Annotated in this window: 11 protein-coding genes and 1 rRNA gene; 9 read left to right on the forward strand and 3 right to left on the reverse strand. The window is 65.9% G+C overall.

The genetic code is table 11. The features are described 5' to 3' along the window. Positions 1–130 precede the first annotated feature (130 nt). Positions 131–1,657 (reverse strand): helicase HerA-like C-terminal domain-containing protein, encoded by a 1,527-nt coding sequence (locus NGK62_RS00645; protein WP_251877090.1) that lies wholly within the window; start codon positions 1,655–1,657, stop codon positions 131–133. A 161-nt stretch (positions 1,658–1,818) separates the two neighbouring features. On the opposite strand from NGK62_RS00645, the gene NGK62_RS00650 reads away from it, so the two are divergent. The 7 genes from NGK62_RS00650 (at position 1,819) to NGK62_RS00680 (ending at position 7,109) form a co-directional block, all read left to right on the forward strand. Next, a complete protein-coding gene (locus NGK62_RS00650; protein WP_059378872.1) occupies positions 1,819–2,550 on the forward strand; it encodes a YebC/PmpR family DNA-binding transcriptional regulator in 732 nt (243 codons plus the stop codon). Positions 2,551–2,688: 138 nt separating this feature from the next. Next, complete coding sequence (gene purD, locus NGK62_RS00655; RefSeq protein WP_054458757.1) at positions 2,689–3,996, forward strand: phosphoribosylamine--glycine ligase; 1,308 nt, start codon at positions 2,689–2,691, stop codon at positions 3,994–3,996. A gap of 12 nt (positions 3,997–4,008) precedes the next feature. Beyond that, a complete protein-coding gene (gene hemF / locus NGK62_RS00660; RefSeq protein WP_059378870.1) occupies positions 4,009–4,920 on the forward strand; it encodes an oxygen-dependent coproporphyrinogen oxidase in 912 nt (303 codons plus the stop codon). After that, positions 4,917–5,504 (forward strand): nicotinate (nicotinamide) nucleotide adenylyltransferase, encoded by a 588-nt coding sequence (gene nadD, locus NGK62_RS00665; protein ID WP_118933615.1) that lies wholly within the window; start codon positions 4,917–4,919, stop codon positions 5,502–5,504. The genes hemF and nadD overlap by 4 nt, the downstream gene beginning before the upstream one ends. A gap of 75 nt (positions 5,505–5,579) precedes the next feature. Continuing rightward, positions 5,580–5,981 (forward strand): ribosome silencing factor, encoded by a 402-nt coding sequence (gene rsfS, locus NGK62_RS00670; protein ID WP_013392761.1) that lies wholly within the window; start codon positions 5,580–5,582, stop codon positions 5,979–5,981. 7 nt (positions 5,982–5,988) lie between these two features. Continuing rightward, positions 5,989–6,459, forward strand: a complete 471-nt coding sequence (gene rlmH, locus NGK62_RS00675) for a 23S rRNA (pseudouridine(1915)-N(3))-methyltransferase RlmH (RefSeq protein WP_059378867.1) — start codon at positions 5,989–5,991, stop codon at positions 6,457–6,459. Positions 6,460–6,494: 35 nt separating this feature from the next. Continuing rightward, positions 6,495–7,109, forward strand: coding sequence for a Maf family protein (locus tag NGK62_RS00680; RefSeq protein ID WP_251877092.1), 615 nt, complete (start codon positions 6,495–6,497; stop codon positions 7,107–7,109). Between the two features lie 131 nt (positions 7,110–7,240). On the opposite strand, the gene NGK62_RS00685 is transcribed toward NGK62_RS00680, so the two are convergent. Beyond that, positions 7,241–8,614: a dicarboxylate/amino acid:cation symporter gene (locus NGK62_RS00685; protein WP_251877094.1), complete on the reverse strand. Its 1,374-nt coding sequence runs from the start codon at positions 8,612–8,614 to the stop codon at positions 7,241–7,243. Between the two features lie 292 nt (positions 8,615–8,906). Between NGK62_RS00685 and NGK62_RS00690 the strand changes: the two genes are divergently transcribed. After that, a complete protein-coding gene (locus NGK62_RS00690) occupies positions 8,907–10,886 on the forward strand; it encodes a sensor histidine kinase (RefSeq protein ID WP_251877096.1) in 1,980 nt (659 codons plus the stop codon). After that, entirely contained in the window at positions 10,870–12,279 is a 1,410-nt protein-coding gene (locus NGK62_RS00695; protein ID WP_251877098.1) for a sigma-54-dependent transcriptional regulator, read from the forward strand. Before NGK62_RS00690 ends, NGK62_RS00695 begins: the two co-directional genes overlap by 17 nt. A 147-nt stretch (positions 12,280–12,426) precedes the next feature. Here the strand turns inward: NGK62_RS00695 and rrf are convergent. After that, positions 12,427–12,539, reverse strand: a 5S ribosomal RNA gene (gene rrf / locus NGK62_RS00700). Positions 12,540–12,669: the final 130 nt, after the last annotated feature.

The raw sequence follows: 12,669 nt of genomic DNA on the forward strand, positions 1-12,669 counted from the left end.
GGATGCATCGCGCGTGCCACGGGTCTGAGCGGCCACGCGCGACCTCCTTGTCATTGCACGGGAATGTTACTCGATACGGCCCCAAATCGGGCGTACCAACGACGTCCGGCAGGCTCGCCGGACGAGGGATTCAACGCCGGCCTTTCGAGCCCAGCAAGGAACCCAAAATGCCCCGGGTCAATTCACGCGCGATCGACCGGACCGTGCTCTTGGCCATGGTCTGCACCACACCGTCGCGCTTGCCGCCGCGCGGGCCCGTCGACCCGAACAGAACCTCGTTCAAACTGTCCATCAGACCGCCGCCCGATTCTTCCGCGGCGCCCTTGCCTTCGGGCTGCGCGGAACCGTTCCTGGCCGCGCCGGCCTGGTCCGCCGGCTTGGCCGCGCGCCCGGCCAGTACTTCATAGGCGGACTCGCGGTCTATCGATTTCTCGTACTTCGACGCCAGCGGGCTGCCCTGGCGCAGCGCTTGCCGCTCCGCGTCGGTCGCCGGGCCGATCCGGCTGGCCGGCGGCACGACGTAGGCGCGTTCGGTCGGCATCGGCCGCCCCTTGGGGTCCAGCAAGGAAATCAGCGCCTCGCCCACGCCCAGCTCGGTGATGGCGGCCTCGATGTCCAGGCCCGGATTGGGCCGCATCGTCTGGGCCGCCGTCTTCACCGCCTTCTGGTCGCGCGGCGTGAACGCCCGCAAGGCGTGCTGGACGCGGTTGCCCAATTGCCCCAGCACGGTGTCGGGGATGTCCAGCGGATTCTGCGTCACGAAATAGACGCCCACTCCCTTGGAGCGGACCAGGCGCACCACCTGCTCGATCTTGTTCAGCAGCGCGGCGGGCGCGTCGTTGAACAGCAGGTGGGCTTCGTCGAAGAAAAACACCAGCTTGGGCTGGTCCATGTCGCCGACTTCGGGCAGCTTCTCGTACAAGTCCGCCAGCAGCCACAACAGGAAGATGGCATACAGGCGCGGCGCCTGCATCAGCTTGTCCGCGGCCAGCACGTTGACCATGCCGCGCCCCTGCGCGTCCGTGCGCATCAGGTCGGCCACGTCCAGCATGGGTTCGCCGAAGAATTTCTCCGCGCCCTGCGATTCCAGGGCCAGCAAGCCGCGCTGGATCGCGCCGATGCTGGCGGAAGACACATTACCGTAACGCGTCTTCAGTTCCGAAGCGCGGTCGGCGACGTTCTGCAGCATGGCGCGCAGGTCCTTCAGGTCCAGCAGCAACTGGCCTTCGTCATCCGCAACCTTGAAGACCAGCGTCAGCACGCCTTCCTGCGTATCGTTCAATTCCAGGATGCGGGACAGCAGCAGCGGCCCCATGTCCGATACGGTGGCCCGCACCGGCAGCCCCTGCTCGCCGAACACGTCCCACAAGGTGACGGGGCTGGCCGCCCAGGCCGGTTCGCTCAGGCCCAGGTTCTTCAGGCGTTCCAGCAGCTTGGGAGTCGCCGCGCCGGCCTGGGAAATGCCGGTCAGGTCGCCCTTGACGTCGGCCATGAACACCGGCGTACCGATACGCGAGAAGGATTCCGCCAGCACCTGCAGGGTGACGGTCTTGCCGGTGCCCGTGGCCCCCGTGATGCAGCCGTGGCGGTTCGCCAGGGCGGGCAGCAGCGCCAATTCGGTCTGTGCATTCTTGGCGATGACGATGGGGTTGGGCATGTGCAGCTCTCCGGACCAGGGAATCAGATGGATGCCCAAGTGTAGAGCCTGCTGCGCCGCTTGTGCGCGTGGCAATATGGACACATGCGGTCCGCCCCCGGGCGCGCTGGGCGCTGGCACGGTAAAATGCCATTTTTGCAGACAAATTACCCTGGGAAGCCATGGCCGGACACAGCAAATGGGCCAATATTCAGCACCGCAAAGGGCGCCAAGACGCCAAGCGCGGAAAGCTCTGGACCAAGATCATTCGTGAAATCACCGTGGCGGCGCGTGCCGGCGGCCCTGACCCGGACAGCAACCCGCGTCTGCGCATGGCCTGGGACAAGGCCACCGACGCCAACATGCCCAAGGACAACATCCAGCGCGCCATCCAGCGCGGCGCGGGCGGCGCCGACGGCGAGGCCTACGAAGAAGTCCGCTACGAAGGCTACGGCATCGGCGGCGCAGCCGTGATCGTCGACTGCATGACCGACAACCGCACCCGCACCGTCGCCGAAGTGCGCCACGCCTTCGCCAAGAACGGCGGCAACCTGGGCCAGGAAGGCTCGGTCGCCTTCATGTTCAAGCATTGCGGCCAATTCGTGTTCGCCCCCGGAACCTCGGAAGACAAGGTCATGGAAGCCGCCCTCGAAGCCGGCGCCGAAGACGTGACGACCGACGAGGAAGGCGTGATCGAAGTGGTCTGCGCCCCGGCTGACTACGCCGCCGTACGCGGCGCCTTCGACGCCGCCGGCCTGAAGGCCGAAGTGGACGGCATCGTCATGAAGGCCCTGAACGAGACCGAACTCGCCGGCGAAGACGCCATCAAGATGCAAAAACTGCTCGACGCCCTGGAAGGCCTGGACGACGTGCAGGAAGTCTATACGAACGTCGTTTTCGACGAAGCGCAGTAAACCCATTACCCTGGCGCCGGGCGGGCCTTGCCTGTCCGGCGCCACGCTGTCACCGGATCCGGGTCCGCCTGGATCCTGGCCTACTCCACGGGCTGGCGCCTTGCGGCGCTCGACTGGCAACCTTAAGAACCACGCAACATGAAACTCCTGGTAATTGGCTCTGGCGGCCGAGAACACGCCCTCGCCTGGCGGCTGGCCCGCTCCCCGCGCGTCCACAAGGTATACGTCGCTCCCGGCAACGGCGGCACGCAACGCGCCGAACAGATCGAGAACGTCCCGTTCACCAATGCCGAGGAATTGGCTGATTTCGTGCAACGCGAAGGCGTCGCCCTGACCGTCGTCGGCCCTGAAGCCCCCCTGGCCGCCGGCGTCGTCGACGTGTTCCGCGCCCGCGGCCTGAAGATCTTCGGCCCCACCAAGGCCGCCGCTCAGCTGGAAAGCTCGAAGGACTACGCCAAGGCCTTCATGGTCCGGCACAACATCCCGACCGCCCGCTACGAAACCTTCACCGATCCGGCCAAGGCGCATGCCTACATCGACCAGGAAGGCGCTCCCATCGTCATCAAGGCCGACGGCCTGGCCGCGGGCAAGGGCGTCGTGGTCGCCGCCACGCTGGAAGAAGCGCATGCCGCCGTGGACGCCATGCTGGGCGACGGCTCCATGGGCGCCGCCGGCGCGCGCGTCGTCATCGAGGAATGCTTGGTGGGCGAAGAAGCCAGCTTCATCGTCATGTGCGACGGCCGCAACGTGCTGGCCCTGGCCACCAGCCAGGACCACAAGCGCCTGCAGGACGGCGACCAGGGCCCCAACACCGGCGGCATGGGCGCGTATTCGCCCGCGCCCATCGTCACCCCGGAACTGCACCACCGCATCATGCGCGAAATCATCCTGCCGACCGTGCAGGGCATGACGCGCGACGGCATCCCGTACACGGGCTTCCTGTACGCCGGCCTGATGATCGCCCCGGGCGACGACCCCGACCGCGAGATCAAGACCCTGGAATTCAACTGCCGCATGGGCGATCCTGAAACGCAGCCCATCATGATGCGCGTCAAGAGCGACCTGCTGGACGCCCTGGAGCATGCCGTCGACGGCACGCTCGACCAGGCCGACATCACCTGGGACCGCCGTACCGCCCTGGGCGCCGTGCTGGCCGCGCACAACTACCCCAACACGCCGCGCACCGGCGATGTCATCCGCGGCCTGCCCGCCGACGCCGAAGACTGCATGGTGTTCCACGCCGCCACCAAGCTCGACGGCGACGAAGTCAAGACCACCGGCGGCCGCGTGCTGTGCGTCACGGCGCTGGGCGACTCCGTCAAGATGGCCCGCGACCGCGTCTACGAAGCGATCGACGGCATCCACTTCGACGGCCGCCAGTACCGCAGCGACATCGGCTGGCGAGCGCTCAAGCCCTCGCAGCAGAAGTCCAAGCCCAACGCCTAGCCGGAACCGTCAATGAACGCCTTGCCCGTCTCTTCCGTCCGGGACTACCTCACCGGCTTGCAGGCCCGCATCGTCGGCGCCCTGGAAGCCGCCGAGGGCGCAGCCTTCCGTACCGACGAATGGGTCCGCCCCGAGGGCGGCGGCGGGCTGTCGCGCCTGCTGGAAGGCGGCTCGCTGTTCGAACGGGCCGGCGTGCTGTTCAGCCACGTCCAGGGCAGCAAGCTGCCGCCCTCGGCCAGCGCGCACCGCCCGGAACTGGCCGGCCGTTCCTGGGAAGCCATGGGCGTGTCCATGGTGCTGCATCCGCGCAATCCCTATGTGCCCACCACGCACATGAACGTGCGCATGTTCCTGGCCGCCGCGCGGCCTGGCCACGACGAGGCCGACGTCTTCTGGTTCGGCGGCGGCATCGACCTGACGCCCTACTATCCCTACGAGGAAGACGCCCGCCATTTCCACGCCACCTGCCGCGATGCGCTGGCTGGCCATGGCGCCGACTACTACCCGCGCTACAAGCGCTGGTGCGACGAGTATTTCTTCCTCAAGCACCGCAATGAAACGCGCGGCGTGGGCGGCATCTTCTACGACGACCTGAACGCTCCCGGCTTTGACGCCTCGTTCGCGCTGACCCGTTCGGTGGGCGACGCCTTCCTGCCGGCCTACATGCCGATCGTGGAACGCCGCCGCGACCAATCCTACGGCGAACGCGAGCGCGATTTCCAGGCCTACCGCCGTGGACGCTATGTGGAGTTCAACCTGGTCTTCGACCGCGGCACGCTGTTCGGCCTGCAGTCCGGCGGACGCACCGAGTCGATCCTGCTGTCCATGCCGCCGCTGGCGCAGTGGCGCTACGACTGGCAGCCCGAAGCGGGTACGCCCGAGGCCGAATTGGCCGCCTACCTCAAACCGCGGGACTGGGTTTGAAGCGCATCGGCCTGCTGGGTGGCAGTTTCGACCCCGTCCACGTCGCGCACATCGCCCTGGCGCAAAATGCCTTGCAGACGCTGGGCCTGGCCGAGGTGCAGCTCATCCCTGCGGCCAATCCCTGGCAGCGTGCGGCGTTGCACGCCACGGCCGAACAACGCCGCGACATGCTCCAACTGGCCATCGCCGGCCATGCGCACCTGATCGTCAATCCCATTGAAATCGAACGCGGCGGCGCGACCTACACCATAGACACGCTGCGCGCCCTCCCCCAGGACGCGCGCTATGTCTGGTTGCTGGGTACCGACCAGTTGGCGAATTTCTGCACTTGGCGCGACTGGCAGGACATCGCCAGCCTGGTGGACCTGGCCGTCGCCACCCGCCCGGGCACGGCACTCACCGCCCCGCCGGCGCTGGCCGAACACCTGCGCCGCCAGGGTCGCGAACTGCAGGAGCTGCCTTTTGCTCCCATGCCGGTTTCGGCCTCGCAGATCCGCCAGCGCCTGGCGCAAGGCGAATCGACCGAGGGCCTGCTTGCCGCACCGGTGGCCGCGTATATTGCGGCGCACCATCTTTACCGATAAACCTACACCCGCGGTGCGCTGAAAGCGCCACGGGGCCAGCATCCGCTGTCCGCCCGCGGGTTATATTTACTGACTATGGATATACAAAAACTCCAACGCGCCGTCATCGACGCCCTCGAAGACGTCAAGGCGCAAGACATCAAGGTCTACAACACCACGCATCTGACCAGCCTGTTCGATCGCGTCGTGATTGCAAGCGCCACCTCCAACCGCCAGACCCGCGCCCTCGCTTCCAGCGTCGCGGACCGCGGCCGCGCGCTCGACCTCTCCGGCATCACCATCGAAGGCGAAGACACCGGCGAATGGGTCGTGGTCGACCTGGGCGACGTAGTCGTGCACATCATGCAACCCGCCATCCGCCAGTACTACAACCTGGAAGAAATCTGGGGCGGCAAGCCGGTGCGCGTGAAGCTCCTGCCCGAGTCCACCCGCCCCGCGCCGGTCGCCAACGACGGCGCGCACGACGCCGAGTACTGAGCGCGCCGTGAAGCTGATCGTCGTGGCCGTGGGCACACGCATGCCGGACTGGGTGCAAACCGCCTGGGACGACTACGCCAAGCGCCTGCCGGCCGACTGCGCGCTGGAACTGCGCGAAATCAAACCCGAACCCCGCACCACCGGTAAAACCCCCGCCCAGATGATGGCGGCGGAAGCCAAGCGGATCGAAGCCGCCCTGCCCGCCAGTGCGTTGCGCCTGGCGCTGGACGAACGCGGACGCGACCTCACCACCATGGCGTTGTCGCAAAAGCTGGAACAATGGCGCGCAGGCGGCCAGGATGTCGCTTTTCTCGTCGGCGGCCCGGACGGGCTGGATGCCGACCTGAAGGCATCCTGTTCCGGCCAATTGCGCCTGTCCTCGCTGACGCTGCCGCACCCCATGGTGCGCGTGGTGCTGGCCGAACAGCTCTACCGGGCCTGGGCCATCATGACGAACCATCCCTACCACCGCGCCTGACCCTCTGGCCGGGCCGGCGCCCATCCCGCTGACGCATGACCGACACCGCAACCTCCGCGCGCCTCTACCTTGCCTCCGCCAGTCCCCGGCGGCGCGAGCTGCTGACCCAGGTCGGCCTGGCCCACGAAGTCCTGCTCGTACCCGCCCCGCCGGGCGAGGACGAACCCCAGCACCCTGGCGAAAGCGCCGCCAACTACGTCCAACGCACTGCGCGCGACAAGGCCTTGCGCGGACGCGATTGGATGCTCAGCCAGGACCTGCCGCAACTGCCGCTGCTGGCCGCCGACACCACCGTCATCCTGGCGGGCGCGGTACTGGGCAAACCGGCCGACCGCGACGACGCCATGCGCATTTTGCGGGCCCTGTCCGGCTCCACCCACGAAGTGCATACCGCTGTCGCCGTCTGGACTGGAAACCAGTTGCTGGAGGCCGTGTCCCTCACCGAAGTCCGCATGCGCGAGCTGACGGATGAGGAAATCGGCCGCTACTGCGACAGCGGCGAACCCTACGGCAAGGCCGGCGCCTATGGCATCCAGGGCCTGGCAGGCACGTTCATTTCACATATCGCCGGCAGCTACACCGGCGTGATGGGCCTGCCCTTGTTCGAAACCGCGAACCTGTTGCGCGCGGCAGGTATACAGGTGCCCTGAAAGCTGCGGCGTCCTGCCGGAAAAAATCCCCCGAGACCGTCAAGGTCCGGGGGATTTTCTTTTTACCGCCGGGCAGCACCGCCGCATCAACAGACGCGGCCGCGCGCAGGCGACTGCGGATCTACACCGCTTCAGCCGTGCTGCATCGGCTGCCCCATGGGTAGGCCGCCAGTCCTCGGCGCTTCCTGAACCGGAGCCGGGGCAGGCACGGGCACGGGCTGCAGCTCGCCCTCAAGCGCGGCATGCAGCTGTTCCTTATCCAGTTCCCCTTCCCAGCGCGCCACGACCACGGCGGCAGTCGCGTTGCCGACCAGGTTGGTCAGCGCGCGGCATTCCGACATGAAGCGGTCCACGCCCAGAATCAGCGCCATGCCGGCGACCGGCACGGAAGGCACCACCGAGAGGGTAGCGGCCAAGGTGATGAAGCCCGCCCCGGTCACGCCCGCCGCGCCCTTGGAGCTCAGCATCGCCACCAGCAGCAGCAGGATCTGGTCGCCCAACGACAGCGGAATGTCGCAAGCCTGCGCGATGAACAGCGCCGCCATCGTCATGTAGATGTTGGTGCCGTCCAGGTTGAACGAGTAGCCGGTGGGCACGACCAGCCCGACCACCGACTTCGAGCAGCCGGCCCGTTCCATCTTCTGCATCAGCGTGGGCAACGCGGCTTCGGACGAACTGGTGCCCAGCACCAGCAGCAGTTCTTCGCGGATGTAGCGCACCAGCTTCAGGATCGAAAAGCCGTTGTAGCGCGCCACCAGGCCCAGCACCACGACCACGAACAGCACCGAGGTTGCGTAAAACGTACCTACCAGCATCGCCAGATTGATGACGGACTTGATGCCGTACTTGCCGATGGTGAAGGCCATCGCGCCAAAGGCGCCGATGGGCGCGGCCTTCATCAGGATGGCGACCAGCCTGAAGACGGGCTGCGCCAGGGCGGTCATGAAGTTCAGTATCGGCTGTCCGCGTTCGCCCACCATGGCCAGCGAAATGCCGAACAACACCGCCACGAACAGCACCTGGAGGATGTCGCCGCCGACAAACGGACTGAAGATCGTGGTCGGAATCACGTTCATCAGGAAGCCCGTGATCGTCGAGTCATGCGCCTTGGCCACGTAGCCTGACACTGCCTTCTCGTCCAGCGTCTTGGGGTCGATGTGCATGCCGGCGCCCGGCTGGACGATGTGGCTGACGATCATGCCTACGATCAGCGCAAGCGTCGAGAACACCAGGAAGTACAGCATGGCCTTGCCCGCCACGCGACCGACCTTCTTCAGGTCGCTCATCGCGGCGATGCCGGTGGCTACGGTCAGAAAGATCACCGGCGCGATGATCATCTTCACCAGTTTGATGAAGGCGTCGCCCAGCGGTTGCATCTGCTGGCCAAGCTCGGGCTTGAACGCGCCCAGCAGCACGCCCACCACGATGGCGAAAATCACCTGCACATAAAGGATTTGATAGAACTTGAGCTTGCGCGCGGGCGCGACTTGATCCACGTCGATCATTGGGATTGTCCCCACCAAGGCCCCTTGCTCCGGGCGATTCAGCGCGGGCGACGGGGCGTTATCTGTTTTCTGGCCAGCGCGTCTCGCCGCAAGCCGATTTCACCCGGCAGACGACTCCACCAGGCTTGGCTTTACTAATGCAAGAGGCATGCCAACATCGACCAGCCCCGCGCCTGAGCTCCAAGCCCTTGATCAGAAAAGAACTTTTTTCTTCCCCAGCGCATTGGCCCGACGATTTTTGGCGGAATTTCACACAAAATAGATATAGAATGTGCGAAAAACCGCACATCCCATGTCGACCCGCTCCTCCCCCCGCGATGCCTGGCCCGGTCCGGACCAGGCCAGCCAGCCGCGCCGCCCACGGCATACGCCCGTCTGGCCTTGGCCCTGGAAGGCCATCGCCATCTTGTTGGTCGTCGCCATCGTCTACGGGGTGCTGCACGCCGCCACCCTCTGGGCGCGCGACGGCGCGCTGAAGAATGCCGGGGAACAGGCACGCGTGGCAGCCCAGCTCAACGCGGCATTGCTGCGAAACAACCTGGACAAGTTCAGGGCGCTGCCCTTTGTCCTGACGCGCGATGTCGACGTGCGCGCGGCGCTGCAGGAAGGTTCGTACGGACAGATCGAATCCCTGGATGAGAAGCTCGATACGCTAAGCCGCGGCGTAGGCGCATCCGCCATTTACGTGCTGGACAAGAAAGGCCTTGCGATCGCTGCGAGCAACTGGCGCGAACCCGCCACGTTTGTCGGCGTGGACTACCAGTTCCGCCCCTATTTCCAGGGATCGGTAGCCCATGGCTCGGCCGAACATTTCGCCCTGGGCACGATCAGCCACGAGGCCGGGCTGTACTTGTCGCGGCGCGTGGACGACGTCAACGGCGCCCTGCTGGGCGTAGTCGTGCTGAAAGTGGATTTCCGGGACCTGGAGGCCGACTGGCGCCAGTCGGTCTCGCCCATTTTCGTCACCGACGAGCATGGCGTGGTGCTGTTGGGCAGTATTTCCGACTGGCGTTTCGACGTGCTGGCTCCGCTCACCCCAGACTTGGCCCGGACCTTGCGCACCAGCCTGCAATTCGGCGACGCGCCCTTCCTGCCGCTGCCCTTGCGGCCGCAGCTGCAGCCCATCAGCCACGGCCAGCTCATACGCGCCGACGTAACCCTGCCGCAGATCCCGGCAGGAACGCCAATGGTGCACACGACGCTGCCCATCGTCGAGTCCCCAGGTTGGACGCTGCATCTGTTATCACCCGTGCAGGCGGCCATCAACCAGGCTACCGCCAACGCCCAGCTGGGCGCGCTGCTGGCGCAGTGCGCGTTGGCCGCCTTGGTAGGCATCATTCTCTTCCGCCGCCACCGCAACCGCGAGCGCGCCGAACAGCAGGCCGCCGTCCACGAACAGCTGGCCTCCCTGGTCGACGAACGCACGGCTCAATTGCTGCAAGTCAACGAACAACTAGTCGATGAGATGGACGAGCGCCAGCGCACCGCCGCCCGCCTGCACACCATGCAAGAGGAGTTGGTCCAGGCCAGCAAGCTCGCGCTGCTGGGACAGGTGGCTGCCGGCGTGGCGCACGAGATCAACCAGCCTGTCGCGGCCATACGCGCCTATGCGGACAACGCCGCCGAATTCCTGCGCCGGCAAGACGAAGGCTCGGCGCAGGAGAACCTGGGCACCATCGCCGCATTGACGGAACGGATCGGCCACATCACGGGGGAACTGCGCGCCTTTTCGCGCAAGGCTGACACGTCCATCGGACCCGCCAGCCTGAAGGATTGCCTGGAGGGCGCGCTACTGCTGGTTGCCCCGCGGGCGCGGCGCCAGGGCATCGTCCTGCAACGTCCGCCCGCGGATCAGAATTACCAGGTGCTGGCCAATCGCATACGGCTGGAACAAGTGCTGGTGAATCTGCTTCAAAACGCGATGGAAGCCCTGGAAGGCCGGCCAGACGGCCGCATCGTCGTCGCGCTGCAAGACCTGGGTGCGACCGTGCAAGTCTACGTCAGCGACAACGGTCCCGGCCTGTCGGCCGAGGCGCGGGCGCACCTGTTCACTCCCTTCTACACGACCAAGGCCGAAGGACTCGGGCTGGGGCTGGTCATCTGCCGCGACATCGTCACCGAATTCGGTGGCGACTTGATCGCCGCCGGCCCGGCCGATCCCGTCTTTCCGGCTCCGCATGCCCCGGGCCGCGGAGCCATGTTCATCCTGACGTTGCGCAAGGCGCCTGGCCGGCAAAACGCTACCGAGCTACACCATGAACCGCGCTCCTGAATTTCCTCCCGCCGCACCGGCATCCATCGACGACAGCCTGCGCCAGCCGTTCTCGCCGCGCGCCGTGTTCATCGACGACGACGACGAACTGCTGCGCGCCAATGCGCAGACGCTGAAACTGCATGGCATCGCCGTGGACGCGCATGCCAGCGCGCGCTCTGCGCTGCCCGCGCTGACGCGCGATTTCGACGGCGTGGTCGTCAGCGACATTCGTATGCCCGACATGGACGGCTTACAGCTCTTCCAGCGCTTGCGGGACATCGACCCCGACATTCCCGTCATCCTGATCACCGGCCATGGCGACATCGCCACCGCCGTGCAATGCATGCGAGACGGCGCCTACGACTTCCTGGCGAAACCCTATGCCGCCGACAGGCTGATCACCGCCATCATGCACGCTGCGGAAAAGCGCCACCTTGTGCTGGAAAACCGCCGGCTGCGCGAGGCCGCGTTCGCCGTCGAGGCCGACGAAGTGCCTTTCATCGGCGCCACGCCCGCCATGCAGCGCATCAAGCAAACGCTGCGGCATATCGCGGATGCGGACGTGGACGTCCTGGTCGAAGGCGAGACCGGAACCGGCAAGGAAGTCGTTGCCACCGCCTTGCATCGCCTGAGCCGCCGCAGGCACCGCGCTCTCGTCGCGATCAATTGCGGCGCCCTGCCCGAAAGCGTCATCGAAAGCGAACTGTTCGGCCACGAGCCCGGCGCTTTCACCGGCGCCCAAAAGAAGCGTATCGGCCGCATCGAGCACGCCAGCGGCGGCACGCTGTTCCTGGACGAGATCGAAAGCATGCCGCTGGCAGTGCAGGTCAAGCTGCTACGCGTGCTTGAATCCCGCCAGATCACTCCCCTGGGCAGCAACGAAGTGCGCAATCTGGACCTGCGCGTGGTCGCCGCCACCAAGGAGGACCTGGGCAGTCCGGCCATACGCGCCAAGTTTCGCGAGGACCTGTTCTACCGCCTCAATGTCGTCACCATCCGGATTCCGCCGCTGCGCGAGCGCCGCGAGGACATTCCGCTGCTGTTTGCCCACTACCTCGGCCACGCATCGCGCCGCTTCCAGCGCGACATCCCGGAAATGCCGGCGTCCATCAAGCAACATGTCATGACGCACGATTGGCCCGGCAATGTGCGTGAACTCGCGCATTTCGCCGAACGTGTCGTTCTTGGCGTGCTGAATACCCCTGCCCCGCCAACCTCCATGGCCCAGGACGCCGCGGCGAGCCTGCCGGACCGGATGGAGCGCTTCGAAGCGCAGCTCATCCGCGAGGCGCTCCAGGCGCACCAGGGCGACATCAAGGCCACCCTGGAGTCGCTGGGCATTCCGCGCAAGACCTTCTACGACAAGCTGCAGCGCCACGGCATCGACCGCCAGCAGTACACGCAACAGTAGGCTGCGCGGCGTCCGCATTGCCCCTCGCAGGAGCATCCTGCGAGGGGTTTTCATTGGGACTGCGGCTTGCGGGTATCGCCAGACAACGCCTGGCGCCACAAAGACAAAACCCCACAGGGGTTACCTGTGGGGTTCTGCGGAATAAAAGCTTGACGATGACCTACTTTCACAGACGTCCGTCCACTATCATCGGCGCAAAGTCGTTTCACTGTCCTGTTCGGGATGGGAAGGAGTGGGACCAACTCGCTATGGTCGTCAAGCGTAACTGGTTGAGCGGCTGCGGTTAGGCAACTGCTCCAATCTTGGAAGAAACACAACGCGTGGCGATCAGAGTCAGACTCGATGATCACGCACGATGGGGTGTAATTGGTGTTGGCTGGCTGCTGACGG

It is taken from the genome of Achromobacter sp. Marseille-Q4954 (assembly GCF_943737025.1).
Taxonomy (GTDB): Bacteria; Pseudomonadota; Gammaproteobacteria; order Burkholderiales; family Burkholderiaceae_B; genus Achromobacter; species Achromobacter bronchisepticus_A.